This is a genomic window from Xanthomonas sp. NCPPB 3570, assembly GCF_056725115.1.
In genome coordinates this window covers 4,668,791-4,687,659 of record NZ_CM161513.1, presented here as the reverse complement: position 1 = coordinate 4,687,659, position 18,869 = coordinate 4,668,791, and the positions used below count along the sequence as shown (strand labels likewise).

Annotated in this window: 12 protein-coding genes; 7 read left to right on the top strand and 5 right to left on the bottom strand. The window is 70.5% G+C overall.

Annotated features, from left to right (window positions below; all coding sequences use genetic code 11):
* The first annotated feature begins 64 nt into the window (after window positions 1–64).
* Window positions 65–1,855: a glycoside hydrolase family 15 protein gene (locus tag AC1PLR_RS20235; protein WP_481102126.1), complete on the top strand. Its 1,791-nt coding sequence runs from the start codon at window positions 65–67 to the stop codon at window positions 1,853–1,855.
* Window positions 1,852–3,645: a glucose-6-phosphate dehydrogenase gene (gene zwf / locus AC1PLR_RS20230; RefSeq protein ID WP_481102125.1), complete on the top strand. Its 1,794-nt coding sequence runs from the start codon at window positions 1,852–1,854 to the stop codon at window positions 3,643–3,645. The genes AC1PLR_RS20235 and zwf overlap by 4 nt, the downstream gene beginning before the upstream one ends.
* 472 nt (window positions 3,646–4,117) lie before the next feature.
* Here the strand turns inward: zwf and AC1PLR_RS20225 are convergent, their stop codons facing one another.
* Window positions 4,118–5,956 (bottom strand): monovalent cation:proton antiporter-2 (CPA2) family protein, encoded by a 1,839-nt coding sequence (locus AC1PLR_RS20225; protein WP_481102124.1) that lies wholly within the window; start codon window positions 5,954–5,956, stop codon window positions 4,118–4,120.
* Between the two features lie 586 nt (window positions 5,957–6,542).
* Here AC1PLR_RS20225 and AC1PLR_RS20220 point away from each other — a divergent pair.
* Genes AC1PLR_RS20220 through AC1PLR_RS20210 form a run of 3 tightly spaced genes read left to right on the top strand, consistent with a single transcriptional unit; the run spans window position 6,543 to window position 10,156 of the window.
* A complete protein-coding gene (locus AC1PLR_RS20220; RefSeq protein WP_481102123.1) occupies window positions 6,543–9,239 on the top strand; it encodes a bifunctional acetate--CoA ligase family protein/GNAT family N-acetyltransferase in 2,697 nt (898 codons plus the stop codon).
* Between the two features lie 12 nt (window positions 9,240–9,251).
* On the top strand, window positions 9,252–9,716 hold the full coding sequence (locus AC1PLR_RS20215) for a hypothetical protein (protein WP_481102122.1): 465 nt from the start codon (window positions 9,252–9,254) through the stop codon (window positions 9,714–9,716).
* Between the two features lie 59 nt (window positions 9,717–9,775).
* Complete coding sequence (locus AC1PLR_RS20210) at window positions 9,776–10,156, top strand: VOC family protein (RefSeq protein WP_017909307.1); 381 nt, start codon at window positions 9,776–9,778, stop codon at window positions 10,154–10,156.
* Window positions 10,157–10,275: 119 nt separating this feature from the next.
* On the opposite strand, the gene AC1PLR_RS20205 is transcribed toward AC1PLR_RS20210, so the two are convergent.
* Complete coding sequence (locus AC1PLR_RS20205) at window positions 10,276–11,622, bottom strand: hypothetical protein (RefSeq protein ID WP_481102121.1); 1,347 nt, start codon at window positions 11,620–11,622, stop codon at window positions 10,276–10,278.
* 743 nt (window positions 11,623–12,365) lie between these two features.
* On the opposite strand from AC1PLR_RS20205, the gene AC1PLR_RS20200 reads away from it, so the two are divergent.
* Together AC1PLR_RS20200 and AC1PLR_RS20195 are read left to right on the top strand one after the other, a co-directional pair.
* Complete coding sequence (locus AC1PLR_RS20200) at window positions 12,366–12,914, top strand: excalibur calcium-binding domain-containing protein (RefSeq protein WP_481102120.1); 549 nt, start codon at window positions 12,366–12,368, stop codon at window positions 12,912–12,914.
* Window positions 12,915–13,001: 87 nt separating this feature from the next.
* Window positions 13,002–13,382 (top strand): hypothetical protein, encoded by a 381-nt coding sequence (locus AC1PLR_RS20195; protein ID WP_481102119.1) that lies wholly within the window; start codon window positions 13,002–13,004, stop codon window positions 13,380–13,382.
* Between the two features lie 7 nt (window positions 13,383–13,389).
* Here the strand turns inward: AC1PLR_RS20195 and AC1PLR_RS20190 are convergent, their stop codons facing one another.
* The 3 genes from AC1PLR_RS20190 to AC1PLR_RS20180 form a co-directional block, all read right to left on the bottom strand.
* On the bottom strand, window positions 13,390–14,130 hold the full coding sequence (locus AC1PLR_RS20190) for a DUF6065 family protein (RefSeq protein ID WP_481102118.1): 741 nt from the start codon (window positions 14,128–14,130) through the stop codon (window positions 13,390–13,392).
* Window positions 14,131–14,206: 76 nt separating this feature from the next.
* Window positions 14,207–16,216, bottom strand: a complete 2,010-nt coding sequence (locus AC1PLR_RS20185) for an acetyl/propionyl/methylcrotonyl-CoA carboxylase subunit alpha (protein WP_481102117.1) — start codon at window positions 16,214–16,216, stop codon at window positions 14,207–14,209.
* 1,028 nt (window positions 16,217–17,244) lie between these two features.
* Window positions 17,245–18,855 (bottom strand): carboxyl transferase domain-containing protein, encoded by a 1,611-nt coding sequence (locus AC1PLR_RS20180; RefSeq protein ID WP_481102116.1) that lies wholly within the window; start codon window positions 18,853–18,855, stop codon window positions 17,245–17,247.
* Window positions 18,856–18,869: the final 14 nt, after the last annotated feature.

Below are 18,869 nucleotides of genomic sequence, written 5' to 3'. Positions count from 1 at the left end.
GGCGATTACGCGACGCAAACACCGGCGCTGGCAGACTCGCCGCTCCTCCGTCCCGGCGCCGACGATGGCCTCGCGAATCGAAGACTACGCCATGCTCGGCAACTGCCGCAGCGCGGCCCTGGTGGACCGTTGCGGCTCGATCGACTGGCTGTGTCTGCCGCGCTTCGATTCCGATGCCCTGTTCGCCGCCCTGCTCGGCGAGCCCGACCACGGCCGCTGGGCGATCGCGCCGCAGGGCGCCTACACCAGCAGCCGCGCCTACCGCGACGGCAGCCTGGTGCTGGAGACCCGGTTCGAGACCGACACCGGCGCAGTGGCGCTGCTCGACTTCATGGTCGCCAGCCACGACGAGGTGATGCACAACCACGTGGTGCGGATCGTGCGCGGCCTGCACGGCACGGTGCCGCTGCGCATGCAGCTGCAGTTGCGCTTCAACTACGGCCGCACCATTCCCTGGGTCTCGCAGATCGACGGTGGCCTGCAGGCGGTGGCCGGGCCGGACCAGATCGCCGTGCGCAGCCCGCAGGCCATGCACGGCCACGGCTTCGCCACCGAGGCCGAGTTCGTGCTGGAGGCCGGCGAAAGCACCTGGTTCGTGCTCAGCCACGGCGCCTCGCACCTGGAGCTGCCGCCGCTGCTGGAGCCGGAACAGGCGCTGGCGCAGACCGAGGCGTTCTGGCACGGCTGGTCGCACCGCTGCCTGCATGCCGGCCCGTGGACCGAGGCGGTGCGGCGCTCGCTGGTGGTGTTGAAGGGCCTGAGCTATCTGCCCACCGGCGCCATCGTCGCAGCGCCGACCACCTCGCTGCCCGAACGCCTGGGCGGCGAACGCAACTGGGACTACCGCTTCTGCTGGCTGCGCGATGCGGTGTTCACCCTCACCGCATTGCGCGCGGCCGGCTACTTCGACGAGGCCGCCGCCTTCCACGGCTGGCTGCAGCGCACCGTGGCCGGCTCGCCGGACCAGTTGCAGGCGCTGTACGGCATCGGCGGCGAGCGGCGCATGTCCGAATGGACGGTGGACTGGCTGCCCGGCTACGAAGGCGCCTCGCCGGTGCGCGTGGGCAATGCCGCGGTCGGCCAGTTCCAGCTCGACGTCTATGGCGAGGTGATCGCCGCATTCCACCGCGGCCACCACGAGGGCATGGCCACGGCCGTGCATGGCCGCTCGCTGGCGCGGCAGTTGCTGGAGGTCCTGGAACAGCGCTGGCGCGAGCCGGACGAGGGCATCTGGGAAATCCGCGACAAGCGCCAGCACTTCGTGCATTCCAAGGTGATGGCGTGGCTGGCGTTCGACTGCGGCGCGCGCGACGGCGTCACCGATGCCGATGCCACGCAACGCGCGCACTGGCGCGCGCTGGCCGACGAGATCCATGCGCAGGTGCTGGCGCAGGGCGTGCACCGCGACGGCTACTTCGTGCAGAGCTACGGCAGCGAGCGGCTGGACGCGGCGACCCTGCTGATCCCGCTGGTCGGCTTCCTGCCGCCGGACGATCCGCGCGTGGCCGCGACCGCCGACGCCATCGCCGCACGCCTGAGCATCGACGGCCTGGTCGAGCGCTACCGCGCCGACGACGCCAGCGGCGACGGCTTGCCGGCCGGCGAGGGCACCTTCATCGCCTGCAGCTTCTGGCTGGTGGAGAACTACGCGCTGCTCGGCCACCGCGAGCAGGCGCGCGCGCTGTTCGAGCGCCTGCTTGCGCTGTGCAACGACGTCGGCCTGCTGGCCGAGGAGTACGACCCGCGCAGCGGCCGCATGCTCGGCAATTTCCCGCAGGGCTATTCGCACGTGGCGCTGGTCCACGCGGCGCTGCGCCTGCATGGCTTGATCGGCGAACAGGACACCCATCCATGAGCGATGCCTCCCAGACCACCCCTCCCTGCCTGATCGTGGTGTTCGGCGCCCGTGGCGACCTGACCCGCCGCCTGGTGCTGCCGGCGCTGTACAACCTGCGCCACAGCGGCGCGTTGCCAGAGGAGTTCGCGGTGATCGGCGTGGACCACGGCGCGGTCAGCGAAGTGGCATGGCGGCGCATGCTCGGCGATGCGATGCGCGGGCTGATGGCCGACCGCGACGCCGAGTTCAAGGCCGATGGCCTGGACGAGGAGGTGTGGGGCTGGCTGCGCTCGCGCCTGCATTACCTGCGCGGCGACTTCAACGACGCAGCCACCTATCGCAGCCTGGGCGCGCTGCTGGAGAAGATCGGCGCGCAGTACCGCACCGGCGGCAACGTGCTGTTCTACCTGGCCACCGCGGCGCGCTTCTTCGCGCCGGTGATCGAGCAACTGGGCGCGGCCGGGCTGGTCAGGCAGAGCGCCAGCGGCGGCTGGCGCCGGGTGATCGTGGAGAAGCCGTTCGGCCACGACCTGCAGAGCGCGCGCGAGCTCAACGCCATTGTCGGCCGCGTGCTCGACGAGGATCAGGTGTTCCGCATCGACCATTTCCTGGGCAAGGAAACGGTGCAGAACATCCTCGCCTTCCGCTTCGCCAACGGCCTGTTCGAACCGGTGTGGAACCGCGACCGCATCGACCACGTGCAGATCACCGCGGCCGAGACCATCGGCGTGGAGGGCCGCGGCGGGTTCTACGACCCTACCGGTTGCCTGCGCGACATGGTGCCCAATCACCTGTTCCAGTTGCTGGCGATGATCGCGATGGAGCCGCCGGCCGCGTTCACCCCGGCGGCGATGCTGCGCCGGCGCGCCGAGGTGATCGAGGCGGTGCGGCCGCTGAGCCCGGCCGACGTGGTGCGCGGGCAGTACGCGGCCGGCGCGATCGGCCGCAACGCCGTGCCCGGCTACCGCGAGGAGGACACGGTGCCGTCGGACTCCAACACCGAGACCTACGTGGCGATGAAGCTGCAGGTCGACACCTGGCGCTGGGCCGGCGTGCCGTTCTACCTGCGCACCGGCAAGCGCCTGCGCGAGCGCACCACCGAGATCGCGATCCGCTTCAAGCCGGCGCCGCTGGCGCCGCTGCGCAGCGCCGAGATCGGCGGCTACGGCCCGGACTGGCTGGTGCTGCACATCCAGCCCGACGAGGGCATCTCGCTGCAGTTCGACGTCAAGCGCCCGGGCGCGCGGGTCAGCCTGGCACCGGTGCGCATGGATTTCCGCTACCGCGACTGGTTCCCCAAGGAATACACGGTGGGCTACGAACGCCTGCTGCAGGACTGCATGCATGGCGAGGCGGGACTGTTCCAGGACGCGACCATGGTCGAGGCGGCCTGGACCATCGTGCAGCCGATCCTCGACGCCTGGCAGACCTCGGCCGACGAAACCCCGCAGTACCCGGCCGGCAGCGCCGGCCCGGCCGCAGCCGATGCGCTGCTGGCGCTCAACGGCGGCCATACCTGGCGCACCCTGACCGCGGGGCGCCGCCCGCCACCGCGGCGCCCGCCCGAAGCCACCGCCACGACCGAGACCCGGCCGGTGACGCCGGCGCCGAAGCGCAGCGGGGCCAAGGCGGGCGATGCCTCGGCGTCCGCGAAGCCAGGCAAGTCGACCAAGCGCGAGACTGCCTCGGCGCCGACGAAGACGCCAGCGGCCAGGAAGGTCGCCAAGAAGGCTGCGAAGGAAGTCGCGAAGAAAACCGTCAAGCGCGCGCCCAGCGGCACCGCGAAGCGTCCCGCGCGCAAGCGCTGAAGCCGATGCCCCGGGCGCTGGCATGAGCGCCAGTGTTCGGGGAAATGCCTCCATGTCAGGGAGGAGCGGCACAGCCACGGCGGCGGGATCCTGAAGTCGGGGCTGAAGCCCCTCCCACAATGGAAGGATTGGCGGCGCGCGGACACAGCGCCCTTGCCGAGCATTGGCCATGGCGAGTCGGCATGCCGTGGGAGTCCACCGCCCCTGTTGTCGCAGCCAGCAAAGGCGCCACCGCCGCGGACGCTGTCGACCGCCATTGTGGGAGGGGCTTCAGCCCCGACGCGACCACGCTCGACTGCACGCGCACCACGCGGCAGTGGGCATGTACCTCGGCGACTCGTCGGCATCTCCATCGCAATCCGTCGCGCGTGACAACGGCGTACCCATCGTGACCGCGGTTGTCGGCAGCGACGAGCGCATGTACGCAGCGCATGCCTGGGACACCGTTGGCCGCGGGGCCAAGCCACCAGCATCAACTGCGCTGCTGTCCCGCGCCTGTCGCGCCCGTCGCATCCGCCGGCCCGGCCGTCGGATCGTTGACGTCGGCCTCGAACAGCTTGGTCAGGTCGGCGCGCGCCGCGCGGGCGGTCTGCACCACCGCGGCCTCGTCGTCGTAGACCAGGTGCTGGGCGCGCAGCAGTTGCGAGTCGTGTTCGCGGAAACGGGCGATGCGGTCGCGCGCGGTGGCCGCGTCCAGGCCCAGGCCGAGCAGCACCTGTTCGCTCAGTTCCAGGCTGGAAGCGAACACCTCGCGGAACGGTTCGGCACCCAGGTCCATCAGTCGCCAGGCGTGCTGGCGGTTGCGCGCGCGCGCCAGCACCTTGGCAGTGGGGTAGAGCCGGCGGATCAGCCGCGTGGTCTTGATGTTGGTCTCCGGATCGTCCATCGCCACTACGAAGAGGCGGATGCCGTCGCTGCCGGCCGCGCGCAGCAGGTCCGGGCGGCTGGGGTCGCCGTAGTAGAGCTGGTTGCCGAAGCGACGCAGGTCCTCCACCGTGTCCGGATTGTGTTCCAGCGCCACGAACGGGATGCGTTGCGCGGTCAGCAGGCGCGCCACGATCTGGCCGAAGCGGCCCATGCCGGCGATCAGCACCTGCGCGCGCTGCGCATCCACGGTGTCGTACTGCGCGGCCGGCGGTGGTGGCTGTTTGCCCTTGCCGGCCTCGTTGCCGCCGAGCAGGCGCTGCATGCCGATCAGCAGCAGCGGCGTCAGCGCCATCGACACGCCGACCACCGCGACCAGGCGGTCGTGGGTGGCGTCGTCGAGCAGGCGCACGCGCTGCGCCTCGGTGAACACCACGAAGGCGAACTCGCCGCCCAACCACAACAGGCTGCCCAGCAGCAGCGCGCTGCGCCAGGGCAGGCGCAGCACGCGGCCGATGCCGGCCAGCAGCGCGAACTTGACCAGCAGCAGCGTGGCCACCGCACCGGCGATCAGCCACGGCTCGGCGACGATGCGGTCCAGGTCGATGCCCATGCCCACGGCGATGAAGAACACGCCCAGCAGCAGGCCCTGGAACGGCTCGATCTGCGCTTCGAGTTCGTGGCGGAATTCCGAATCGGCCAGCAGCACGCCGGCCAGGAACGCGCCCAGGCTCGGGCTGAGCCCGGCCTTCTGCAGGAACCAGGCGTTGCCCAGCACCACCAGCAGCGCGCTGGCGGTGAACACCTCGGGCATACGCGTGCGCGCCACGGTGCGGAACAGGTGGCGCAGCGCGAAGCGCCCGCACAGCACCACCAGGGCCAGCGCGCCCAGCGCCTGGCCCACTTCGGTCCAGGTCAGGGTGTCGTTCTTGGCCCCGCCGAGCAGCGGCACCGCGGCCAGCAGCGGGATCGCGATCAGGTCCTGGAACAGCAGGATGGCGAAGCCGAGCCGGCCGTAGTCGCTGTTGAGCGCCTTGCGCTCGGCCAGCAGCTGCAGGCCCACCGCGGTGGAGGACAGCGCCAGCGCCAGGCCGATCACCAGCGCGCTCTTCCAGTTCATGCCCATGCACAGCGCCAGCGCGCCCAGCGGCAACGCGGTCAGCGCGACCTGGGCCGACCCGGCGCCGAACACCGCATGCCGCATCACCTTCAATCGCGCCGGCGACAGCTCCAGGCCGATCAGGAACAGCAGCATCACCACGCCGATCTCGGCGGCGTTGAGGATGCGCTCGGTGTCCTGCACGAAGCCCAGCCCGTCCGGCCCCAGCACCACGCCCGCGGCCAGGTAGGCCAGCACCGCGCCCAGGCCCAGCCGCTTGAACACCGGCACCGCGATCACCGCGGCCAGCAGCAGCACCAGCGCCAGTTCCAGGCCGCCGCTATGCACGAGTCGTCTCCATCGCCGCATTATGCGGCCGCCAATGCGACCGTCTGCTGACCCGGGCTGTGGGGGCGGGTGTTCGCCGGGCTTGGTGAATCCGAGAGGTGGGGACGGATGGGCGGTGCTGCTGGACTTGCTGTCGAGGAGGGGGGCGCCGCCTGGTCAGCGCGCTGTGCTTATGGCCTGTGGCGTGGCGTCGTGCTTGAAGGGGACATCGAGCAAGCACAAGCGCACACGCGTAGGAGCGGCTTCAGCCGCGACCGTGCCTTACCGGTAACGCCTCGTCGCGGCTGAAGCCGCTCCTACGAGACGGTGGGATGCGCGGCAAAAACAGGTCGTTCGAGATGTCCTGAGTAGAGCGCGAGCGGCCATTGGGGTCGTTTTGAATCCAGCAACACACGCGAGCCGTGGACACCGGACAGCCGACCGAAGCCCCTGTGGGAGGGGCTTCAGCCCCGACGCACGGAGGCCGGAATCGCGACAGTGCGCCCAATCGCCGGACCCGCGCTACCGTCGGCCGCGAGACCCGGATCATCCCCGCGCCGCGGCCAGCCGTGTACCGTTAGCGCATTCGCTCGCCTCTGCCGCCGCCATGAGCACCTATCACCTGCAGTCCGTGTTCCGCCCCGCCTCGGTCGCCATCGTCGGCGGCAGCCCGCGCGAGCGTTCGGCCGGGCGGGCGGTGGTGCGCAGCCTGCGCGCGGCCGGGTTTCCGGGGCAGATCGGCTGGGTCAGCCCGCGCTACCGCGAGATCGACGGCGTGCCCACGGTGCGCCGGCTCACCGACCTGCCGTGGGTGCCGGACCTGGTGGTGATCACCGCGCCGGCGCGGATGGTGCCGCGCATCGTGTCGATCGCCGCGCGGCGCGGCGTGGCCGCGGCGATCATCCTCACCGCCGGGCTCGGCAGCGGGCCGGGCTCGGCCGCGGCGCGGGTGGAGAGCGCCGCACGCGCCAAGGGCCTGCGCATCCTCGGCCCGCACTGCCTGGGCGTGATCGCCCCGCATGCGCGGCTCAATGCCAGCATCGCCGCGCACTGCCCACAGCCGGGCGACCTGGCGCTGATCTCCGAATCCAGCGCCATCGCCGCGGCGCTGGTGGAATGGGGCGTGGCGCGCGCGGTCGGCTTCTCGGCGGTGGTCTCGCTGGGCGACGCGCTGGACGTGGACTTCGCCGACCTGCTCGACTACTTCGCCACCGACTACCGCACCCGCGCGATCCTGCTCTACGTCGAACACATCCGCGACGCGCGCAAGTTCATGTCCGCCGCCCGCGCCGCCGCGCGCGCCAAACCGGTGGTGGTGGTGAAGTCGGGCCGGCAGCTGCGCATCGACCCCAATGCCGACACCCACGTGCAGGCGCTGGCCAGTTCCGATGCGGTGTACGGCGCCGCGTTCGCCCGCGCCGGCCTGCTGCGGGTGCGCGCGCTGGACGAACTGTTCGCCGCCGCGGAGACGCTGGGCCGGCTCAGCACCTTCCCCGGCCGGCGCCTGGCCATCCTCAGCAATGGCGGCGGCGTCGGCCACCTGGCGGTGGACACGCTGGCCGATCTCGGCGGCACCCTGGCCACGCTGTCGGCGCCCACCCAACAGCGGTTGGAACAGGCATTGCCGCAGGAATGGTCGCACCGCAATCCGGTGGACATCGTGGTGGACGCCGACGGCGAGCGCTATGCCGCCGCCGCCGGCGCGCTGCTGGAGGATCCGGAGAACGATGCGGTGCTGGTGGTCAACGTGCCCACCGCGTTCACCTCCTCCGCCGAGGCAGCGCAGGCGCTGACCCGCATCCTTGGCCAGCGCCCGCGCCACCACCGCGACAAGCCGGTGTTCGCGGTGTGGCTGGGCAACGACGAGAGCGCCACCGCCACGCTCAACGCCGCGCGCATCCCCACCTACGCCACCGAGGCCGATGCGGTGCGCGGCTTCATGCACCTGGTGCGCTACCGCGAGGCGCAGGCGGCGCTGATGGAAACCCCACCGAGCCTGCCCGACGATTTCGCCTTCGACGCCGCCGCCGCGCGTGGCATCGTCGACGCCGCGCTGGCCGCCGGGCAGACCTGGCTGGACCCGCTGGCGACCACGCGGCTGCTGGCCGCCTACGGCATCCCCACTGCGCCGGTGGCACACGCCGCCGATGCCGAGGCCGCGGCGCAGGTGGCCGCGCCGATGCTCGCGCAAGGCTCGGCGGTGGCGGTGAAGATCCATTCGGCCGACATCCCGCACAAGTCCGACGTGGATGGCGTGCGCCTCAACCTGGTCAGCGTGGAGGCGGTACGCGATGCGGCCGAGGGCATCCTCGCCCGCGCGCGCGCCGCGCGTCCGGATGCGCGCATCGACGGCGTGCTGGTGCAGCCCTCGCTGCTGCGGCCGAAGGCGCGGGAGTTGATCGCCGGCATCGCCGACGATCCCACCTTCGGCCCGGTGATCGTGTTCGGCCGCGGCGGCACCGCGGTGGAGGTGATCGACGACAAGGCGCTGGCGCTGCCGCCGCTGGACCTGCGCCTGGCCCACGAGCTGATCGGCCGCACCCGCGTCAGCCGCATCCTCAAGGCCTACCGCGACGTGCCGGCCGCCGACGAGCGCGCGGTGGCGATGGTGCTGGTCAAGCTGGCGCAACTGGCCGCCGACCTGCCGGAGATCCGCGAACTGGACATCAACCCGCTGCTGGCCGACCGCGACGGGGTGATCGCGGTCGACGCGCGGGTGGCGGTGGCGCCGTCGCGGCGCCTGCACAAGGGCCGCGGCCATCCGCGCTTTGCGATCTTTCCGTATCCCAAGGAGTGGGAGCGGCGCATCGTGCTCAACGACGGCAGCGCCGCGCTGGTGCGCCCAGTGCGGCCGGAGGACGACGCGCTGTTCCGCAGCTTCTTCGCCCGCGTCACCGACGAGGACCTGCGCCTGCGCTTCTTCCAGGCGGTCAAGCATTTCAGCCACGAGTTCATCGCGCGCCTGACCCAGCTGGACTACGCGCGCTCGATCGCGCTGGTGGCGATCGAACCGCGCAGCGGCGACATGCTCGGCGCGGTGCGCCTGCACGCCGACGCCGACTACGACCGCGGCGAATACGGTATCCTGATCCGCTCCGACCTCAAGGGCCACGGCATCGGCTGGCAACTGATGCGGATCATGATCGAGTACGCCGGCTGGCTCGGCCTCAAGGTGGTCGAAGGCCAGGTGCTGCGCGAGAACCGCACCATGCTGGCGATGTGCCAGCAACTCGGCTTCAAGGCCACGCCGGATCCGGACGACGCCACGCTGATGGACGTGGTGTTGCCGGTGGCGCAGCACTGAGACGGCACCGCGATGTCGACGTTCTCGCCGAGCCTGTTGCAACCGCGTCACGCGATCCTCTCGGGTCGGCCGGAGGACGCCTCGCTGGAAATCCTGCTGCGTCCGTTCCTGCATGATGGCGAGATCGTGGACACCGCGATCCGCCTGGACGGCATGGCGCTGCCGTCGCTCAGGCTCGGCGCGCTGGCCGGCCAGCACTTCGACTTCCCGAGCAACCCGCAGGACGGCTACATCGACGGCTCGCTTTACCTGGCCGGCGCGCACCATGCGGTCGACATCGACACGCTGACCTTCCATCTTTCGCGCGACGGGCAACTGACGCTCGTGGCCAAGGGCGTGTATGCGTTCGATGTCGAAGGCCTGGACGACCTGGGCACGGTCCCTTTACCCTGGCCGCGCGGCTCAGCACGTGCGCGCTGTGAGCGCGGCTGCACGCCGCGGCGCAGTGGCCTTTTGGCATCGCCGCACGTTGCATGAGGCGCTTCACCACCGCACACGTCGACCTGCCCGCGACACTCGACCCTCGGGAGTTCTTCATGTCGTTCAAGCCAGAGCGCTACACCTCGGTCTCGCCGTATCTCATTGTCGATGGCGCGCAGCGGACCATCGCGTTCCTGGTCGCGGTGTTCGACGCCGAACCCTTGCGGCAGATTCCCGGCGAGGGTGGCCTGCTCGCCCACGGCGAGGTGCGCATCGACGACACCGTGGTGATGTTCTGCGATGCGGTCGAGGGCTGGCCGGCGGTGCCGGCGCATGTGCATGTCTACGTGCGCGATGTGGATGCGACCTACCAGCGTGCGCTGGCTGCCGGTGCCACGGCGGTGCAGGCGCCGGTGCAGAAGGACGATCCGGACCGGCGTGGCGGCTTCCGCGACCCAGGCGGCACGACCTGGTGGGTCGGCCAGCAGATCGGCTGAGGGAGCGCAGGCGGCAGCACGTCTGACGCCGCTCATCCCTGCGCCTTGCGCCGCACTCGGCACAGGCCGTGCCCGCCGGCGCCGTCGGACGGCACGCGGCAGGCACGGCGTTGCGGTGCTTACTCCAGTTCCTGGTTGCTCACCCCACGCTCGACCGGGTACACGGTCGGCGGTGGCGTGGTGGAGCGCATCAGCTTCAGCGAGGTCTTGCTCTGCTCACAGAGGTTGCCGCCGCTGACGAACACGCCGTCCTGGGTGCACTTCCAGTCGTAGAAGTTGGCGATGCCGCCGGCCAGCTGCAGGCTGTAGTCGGTGCTCTTGGCCGCCGCGTCGAACGGTTGCCCGGCGGGGATATTCTGGAACCAGCGCATCCATTCCTTGGAGCCGACCGGCGGCACCTTGTCCGGCGCCTGGAAGGTCGGGTTCATCGGCGAGAGCTGCGGCGATTCGGCGGTCATGTGACAGCTCATGCAGGAGCTGATCGGGTTGTCCACCGGGCCGTTGAGGCGGCCGTTCCAGCCCAGGTGGGTCGGCGGCAGTTCTTTCACGTTGGCGTTGATCGCCGACTGCAGGATGCGCGGATTGATCCGGGTCTGGGTCGGCTGCTTGTTGGTGTAGTCGTCGCCGGTGTTCTGCGGATCGTTGCCGAACATCACGCCCACCGGCACCAGGTTCTGCCAGCCGGGCTTGCCGCTGACCGCACCGTTGTACTGGAAGGTGCCGAAGATCCAGCCGGTGCCGGGGACGCGGCTGTCGCGCACGGCGAAATCCATCTGGATCAGCGCCACCTGCTTGAACGCGCGGTCGGCGGACTTGAAGCTGTTGGTGACCCAGGCGTTCCACAGCACCGGGTTCTGCAGGAACGGCACCTGGCTCAGGTCCACGTCGGCGAACAGCGCCTTGCACACCACGGTGCCGTCGCGGAAGGTGTTGGGCTTGGTGGTGAAGCTCGGATCCGGGTTCTGCGGATCCTTCCACACCTGGCCGAAGGTGTAGGCGCCGACATCGTTGTAGATGCCGACCGCGAAGGTCTGGCCGGTGGTGAGCTGGGTCGGCGCCAGTTGCTTGACCTGGATCTGCGCTTCCTTGGTCAGCCCATGCACGCCTTCGCGTCCGAGCGGGCCGTAGTGCTGCCAGGGCGCGTGGTACCAGCGCCGCACCTTGTTGTTCTGCACGTACCAGTCGCTTTCGACGTTGCCTTCCAGGCAGTAGGCCTTCACGGCATCGGCGTAGCCGCGCCAGGCTTCGAAGTTGTTGCTCAGCGGCTTGGGCAGCTTCTGGAAGAACGCCGGCAACGGGCCGCTGGGCGGTTGCTGCGGATAGTCCTGACTGAGCTGGAACAGCGGCCCCTTGTACGTAGAGGGCGGCGCGTAGCCGAAATCCGGAAAGCGCCCGGCGGAGGCGGCGCCGCTGGCGAGGGTCAGCGCGACGGCGATGGCGAGTATGCGCGGGTGGGACGGGTGCATGGTGGACCTCCGGTCGAGTGCGTCGGTGCGTGCGGGCGATGCCGCGTCCTGTGTCCGGACATCCCCTGGGCCCCGGACCGGCCGCACGCCCGCGCTGCTGCGCGGCCGCGATGAAAGAACACCGCCGTGCCATGGCCACGCCGCAGGCATGCACGGACGCTTCCGCCTGCGCGCGCAGACGAAGCGAGAGACGCTTTTGGAAATGCACCGCCCATCGCCACCGCGCGGATGCGGCGACGCTGCTGTGGAAGCGGCAGTCCTGTTGAAACGGCCTAGCGGACCGAAGACCTGTCCATGTCGCTCTCCTGATCCCGTGTGGAAGGCAACTGCGTTGAACGACCCCGATGCGTCGAGCGTGGGGGAAACGCGCGGGCCCGGCAGGGCAGCATCGGGGGACGAATGCTGCGGAGGCGGCGCCGTGCGGCGGCCGCGATGCCGGGTTGCGCGTCGATCGCTGGTCCCGGGTGGCCGCGGACCTCGGCGTTGCTCGACGCTTCGGACTCTAGCGAGCGCCGCGCAGCCGGTGGTAGACAGTTGCGCGCGCCGGCGTCGCGATGGCAGACGGCGGTGGGCCTTCACGTCGATCGCGCGCGCAGCGGGTGGCCCGCCGGCACGCTGGCCGCCGCCGTGGCATGCTGCGTGCGGGGTCGCGCCTGGCGGGAACGGGCAGGCGCGGTGGGGACGGTGGACGCACCGGGCACGGCGGCGTCCACTGCGGCGATGCACTTTCTTGCGGTGACGCCATGCGCACGCACGGGACCTTGATTCAGTGGAACGAGGAGCGCGGCTGCGGCCTGGTGCGCCTGGCGCATCGCGAGACCGAAGCCGAGGTGCAACGCGCGGCGTTTCCCGCCGACGGGGTGCCGCCACGGGTGGGCGAGCTGATCTCCTTCGACCTGGAGCAAGATCCGCAGGGACGGCCGCACGCGATGCGGGTGATGCGGCCCGGGCGTGCACCGGTATCGGCCGCGCAGGCGGCGACCGCACCGCGTAGGCGTCGCGGCCGCTGGCTCGGCGTGCCGGCGCTGCTGGTGGTGCTCGCGGTCGCCGGCTATGCCGTGCTGCGCTTGGTGGCGCCGCCGCCGGTAGCTCCTGCGGCGCCGGTCGCGCCGGTGGCCACGGCGCCCGCATCGCCGGCGCCGGCCTTCCAGTGCGACGGCCGCACGCATTGCGCGCAGATGACCTCGTGCGACGAAGCGGTGTACTTCCTGCAGCACTGCCCGGGCGTGGAGATGGATGGCAACCACGATGGCGTGCCGTGCGAACGGCAGTGGTGCCGGCGCGCGCGCTGAGCCGCGGTCGGCGCGTGCGCGGCGCAGGGTCTTGACCTGACCGTGATCGGGACTCGGCTACGGTCGCGCATTGCCTGCAGGTGACGCATGACCGAGCCACGCCTCTCTCCCACCAAGACCCGCGCGTTGTCGCTGGGCCTGTTCGTCTTCGTCGCGGTGTTCGCCGCCATCGTCTGGTCGCTGTTGCGGCCGTACGGCTCGGTGTACTTCTTCCCGGTGCATTTCCTGGTCGGGCTGGGCCTGCCGTTCCTGTTCTACGCGCTGGGCGCCAAACGCGCCGCGTTCCTCGCCGGCCTGGGGCTGACCGCGATCGTCCTGGTGCTGTTCAACCTGTGGGGCGATCAGGTCGGTGGGATCGGTCCGCGCGTGTTCGACTGGGCGCATGCCGTGGCCGGGATCCTGGGCATGCTGCTGGCCTATGGCGTGTTTCGCCTGTCCACGCGCGTGCGCCAGCGCCACGCCCGCTGAGCCGGCGTCATTCCGCGTCGTCGCTGCGGGTGAACGGCGCCAGCCGCAGTTTCACCCGGTGCTCCACGCCGGCCGGGCACTGCCCCGGCGCCGGCCCGCGGAAGTAGCTGCGCTGCCAGCCTTCGCGGCTGGCGTCGGAATCGGGCTGCTCCAGATCGTGCAGGAACTGGCCGCGGCTGCGCATCCATGCCTGGTGTTCGCGTTCCAGTTCCGGCGTCTGCGACAGCGGCTGCCAGCGCGGCTCGGTCTCGGCCAGCACCCGCCGCTGCACCGGGAAGAAGTGGCAGAACGGCTCGCCCGCCTCGAAGCGCACGCGGCCGGGTCGGGTGAACTGCCAGTTCATGGTGAAGGTGTAGGGGCTCCAGTCGGTCTCGATCAGCCCGGTGAGCCCGGCGATGCCGTCCTTAGGCCGGTTCACCGGCGCGGTGACGTACAGGTCCACGCCGGCCTCGGTGCGGAACAGGCACGGCACATGGAAGGTGAGCACGCCGTAGCCGAAGTGGCTGACCGCCGGCGCGTGCGTGCCCGGCGCCGGCTGCACGCGCAGGTCGTCCAGCGCATTGCCGCCGTTCCACTCGGCCTCGAACGCGGTCTGGCACAACAGTTCCCAGCCGTGCGCGTTGGCGATGTCCAGCGGTAGGCAGCGGTAGGCATAGCGCTCGGAGGTGCGGTCCATCCACGGCCGCTCGCGCGGCGCCGGACGCACGTCCAGGGTGTGGCCGTCGAGAACGTGGGCGGTGAGTTTCATGGCGCGGGCAGGAGGATGGACCAGCCCCGAGTGTGACGCCTCGCTGCGGTCTTGGCGACCGCGCGAGGCGCAGCGCTCACGCCGCTTCGAAATCCAGCAGCGCCACGCCGTCGCCGACCAGCTCGCCCTCGCGCACGCGAAAGCCCTGCACGGTGCCGTCGGCCGGTGCCTGCAGGGTGTGCTCCATCTTCATCGCCTCCAGTACCAGCAGCGGCGTGCCCCGGGTCACCTGGGTGCCGGGCGCGACCAGCAGGGCGACGATGCGTCCCGGCATCGGCGCGGTCAGCCCGCCGCTTTCCACCGCCGGTTGGTCGGCCTCGGCCACCGGGTCGTGGCGTTCGAACAGATAGCCATGGCCGTCGACGAACAGGTGCAACTGCGCACCGGCGAACACTGCATCGGCCTGCACCCGCTGCGTGCCGAGGAAGGCGGACAGGCGCCCATCGCGCAACTGGCCGCTCGCCTCAAGCGGCTCCTGCGCCTGCGCCGCATGGATCCGCCAGCCGCCAGCATGCGCGGTCAGATGTAGCGTGCGCTGGGTGTCGCCATGTTGCAGCGTCAGTGCATGCGGGGCTGGCGCGCCTAGCCGCCAGCCGTCGCGCAGGTCCCACGGCGAATGCGGATCGGCCGCGTGCGCGGTGGGCGCCGACGCGTGCAGTTGCCAGGCCAGCGCGGCCAGGCTCCACAGCGCGTCGCTGGTCGGGGCCGGGGTGTCGAACAGCGCCGCGTGCTCGCGCTCGATCAGCGCCGTGTCCAGGTCCGCCTGCGCGAACGCGCTGGTGCCGACCAGGCGCTGCAGGAACGCGGCATTGGTCGACACGCCGACCACCTGGCACGCGGCCAGCGCCGCCTGCATGCGCCGCAGCGCACGCTCGCGGGTCACGTCCCAGACGATCAGCTTGGCGATCATCGGATCGTAATGCGGGCCGATCACATCGTCCTGTTCGACGCCGGCATCGACACGCGTATGCGCGTCGGCGGCGGGCAGGCGCAGGTGCTGCAGCGTGCCGATCGACGGCAGGAACCCGCGCGCCGGGTCTTCGGCGTACAGTCGCGCTTCCAGCGCATGGCCGTGGATCGCCAGTTCGTGCTGGCGCTGCGGCAGCGGCTGGCCGGCGGCCACGCGCAGTTGCCACTCCACCAGATCGGTGCCGGTGATGCACTCGGTGACCGGGTGTTCCACCTGCAGGCGGGTATTCATTTCCATGAAGTAGAACGCGCCATCGGGCGCGACGATGAATTCCACCGTGCCGGCGCCGACGTAGCCCACCGCGCGCGCGGCTTCCACCGCGGCCTGGCCCATCGCCGCACGCCGTTCCGCGTCCATGCCCGGTGCGGGCGCTTCCTCCAGCACCTTCTGGTGGCGGCGCTGCACAGAGCAGTCGCGTTCGAACAGGTAGACCAGTTCGCCGTGGCTGTCGCCGAATACCTGGATCTCGATGTGCCGCGGCCGCAGCACGTACTTCTCCACCAGCACGTGCGCATTGCCGAACGCGGCCTGCGCCTCGCGCTGGCAGGCGGCGAGCGCGGCGGCGAACTCTTCGTCGCCATCGACCCGGCGCATGCCCTTGCCGCCGCCGCCGGCGCTGGCCTTGATCAGCACCGGGTAGCCGATGGCCGCGGCCTGCGCGCGCAGGAATCCCGGGTCTTGCTGCTCGCCGTGATAGCCGGGCGTCAGCGGCACCCCGGCCGCCTGCATCAGCGCCTTGGCCGCGCTCTTGTCGCCCATGGCGCGGATCGCCGTCGGCGGCGGCCCGATGAACACCAGCCCGCGCGCGGCGCAGGCCTCGGCGAACTCCGCGTTCTCGGACAGGAAGCCGTATCCGGGATGGATGGCCTGCGCGCCGCTACGTTGCGCGGCGTCGAGGATGCGCTCGCCGCGCAGGTAGCTCTCGCGCGCCGGCGCGGCGCCGATGTGCACGGCTTCGTCTGCCAGGCGCACGTGGCGCGCGTCGCGATCGGCATCGGAGTACACGGCCACGGTGGCGATGCCGAGCTTGCGGCAGGTGGCGATCACCCGGCAGGCGATCTCGCCGCGATTGGCGATGAGGATCTTGTCAAAGGTCGGCAGGTCGGGGGTGGCCATGGTCGGGTGCCTGGAGAAGGTTAGAGGTGTTGCGCTTGCGGTGTGCAGACGTGCGTTAAGCGCGTGCTGCGAGGGTCGCGGTTTCGGTTGCTAGCGTTGTAGCCGCGGTCGCTTGGCTTGGCTTGGCTTCGCTGTGGCTGTGGCTGTGGCTTTGGCTGTTGTCCTTGCTTTTGACTTACCGGGTTCCCTTCCGAAGCGGCGGCCATCGCGGGGAAACACCCGAAGGGCGGCGTACATGGATGTACGCCGTCCGCGGCAGGGGCAGGATGCCCCTTCCGCGGATCCCCGTGATGGACGCGGACCCGGAGCGCGCAGCGCGGAGGGCGCGAAGGCAGGGCGCGCTTGACCAGCCTTCGGCTGTGGTAAAGCGCTTCTTTTGGTTACCTTTTCTTTGCGCGAGCAAAGAAAAGTAACTCGCCCGCAAGGGCGAAAGCTCTTGCTGTTGCTTGATGTTTGCGTATCAGGCGAGAAGGTCTGTAGGAGCGGCTTTAGCCGCGACCCACATGATGTGTAATGCCTGTCGCGGCTAAAGCCGCTCCTACGATTCAGCGGCCACCGCCATAGCAGCAAGTGCAAGAGCAAAGCTTTCGCCTGGCGGCGAGTCACTTTTCTTTGCTTGTGCAAAGAAAAGTAACCAAAAGAAAGCACACCCCGCAGCGCGCCCTCCGCGCTACGCGCTCCGGGTCCGCAGCCACGACGGGGATTCGCGGAAGGGGCATCCTGCCCCTGCCGCGAACGGCGCACATCCATGTGCGCCGCCCTTCGGGTTTTTCCCCGCCGCGGCTGCCGCGCCGAGGGGACCCGGTAAGTCAAAGGCAGAGCAAGAGCAAATGCAGGAGCAAGAGAAGCAGCAAAAGCAGGAGCAAAAGCAGGAGCAAAGGCGGACGCCGTCGCAGCGAGCGCGTCCGCGGAGCCGGTCGTGGACTCCACCGCCGGGCACACTAGCGCCGGCATCGCCAGCGACCACCTGCGTGACCACCGCCGATCCCCGCGCGAACGCGCCTGAAACAACGAGCGCATGCGCCCCCTCACATCCGGAACACCCCGAACCGGCTCGGCTCCGCCGGCGCGTTCAACGCCGCCGACAAGCCCAGCCCCAATACCCGCCGTGTCTGCGCCGGATCGATCACCCCGTCGTCCCACAGTCGCGCACTGGCGTAGTACGGATGGCCCTGCCGCTCGAACTGCTCGCGGATCGGCGCCTTGAACGCCACTTCCTCCGCGTCCGACCACTGCCCGCCCTTGGCCGCGATGCCGTCGCGGCGCACCGTCGCCAGCACGCTGGCCGCCTGCTCGCCGCCCATCACCCCGATGCGTGCGTTCGGCCACATCCACAGGAAATTCGGTGAATACGCGCGGCCGCACATGCCGTAGTTGCCGGCGCCGAACGAACCGCCGATCACCACCGTGAACTTGGGCACCTTGGCGCAGGCCACCGCCATCACCAGCTTGGCGCCGTCCTTGGCGATGCCGCCGTGCTCGTACTTGCGGCCGACCATGAAGCCGGTGATGTTCTGCAGGAACACCAGCGGGATGCCGCGCTGCGCGCACAGTTCGATGAAGTGCGCGCCCTTCAGCGCCGACTCCGAGAACAGGATGCCGTTGTTGGCGACGATGCCCACCGGATAGCCATGGATGTGCGCGAAGCCGGTGACCAACGTGGTGCCGTAGCGCGCCTTGAATTCGTCCAGGCGCGAGCCGTCCACCACCCGCGCGATCACCTCGCGCACGTCGAACGGCTTGCGCGGGTCGGCCTGGATCACCCCATACAGCTCCTCGGCCGGATACAGCGGCGGCTCCGGCGTGCGCAGCGCCAGGGCGGGGGCCGGCTTGCGCCAGTTGAGTTGGGCGACGATCGCGCGCACCCGCGCCAGCGCCTGCAGGTCGTTGTCGGCGAAGTGGTCGGCCACGCCGGAGATGCGCGTGTGCACGTCGGCACCGCCGAGGTCCTCGGCGCTGACGTCCTCGCCGGTGGCGGCCTTCACCAGTGGCGGGCCGCCGAGGAAGATGGTGCCCTGTTCGCGCACGATCACCGTCTCGTCGCTCATCGCCGGCACGTAGGCGCCGCCGGCGGTGCACGAGCCCATCACGCAGGCGATCTGGGCGATGCCCTGCGCCGACAGGTTGGCCTGGTTGTAGAAGATCCGGCCGAAGTGGTCGCGGTCGGGAAACACCTCGTCCTGCAGCGGCAAAAACGCGCCGCCGGAATCGACCAGGTAGATGCACGGCAGCCGGTTCTGCTGGGCGATCTCCTGCGCGCGCAGGTGTTTCTTCACCGTCATCGGGTAATAGGTGCCGCCCTTGACCGTGGCGTCGTTGGCGACGATCACGCATTCCACGCCGGAGACGCGGCCGATGCCGGCGACCACGGCGGCGCACGGCACCTCGTCGTCGTACAGGCCCAGTGCGGCCAGTGGCGCGATCTCCAGGAACGCGCTGCCCGGGTCGAGCAGGGCGTCGATGCGCTCGCGCACCAGCAGCTTGCCGCGCGCCTGGTGCTTGGCGCGGGCGGCCTCGCTGCCGCCCAGGGCGATGCGCGCCTGGGTGGCGTGCAGGTCGTCGACCACCGCGCGCAGCGCGGCGGCATTGGCGGCGAAGGCGTCGCTGCCGGGTTGCAACTGGGTCTGGATCGCGCTCATGGCAGAACCGTTGG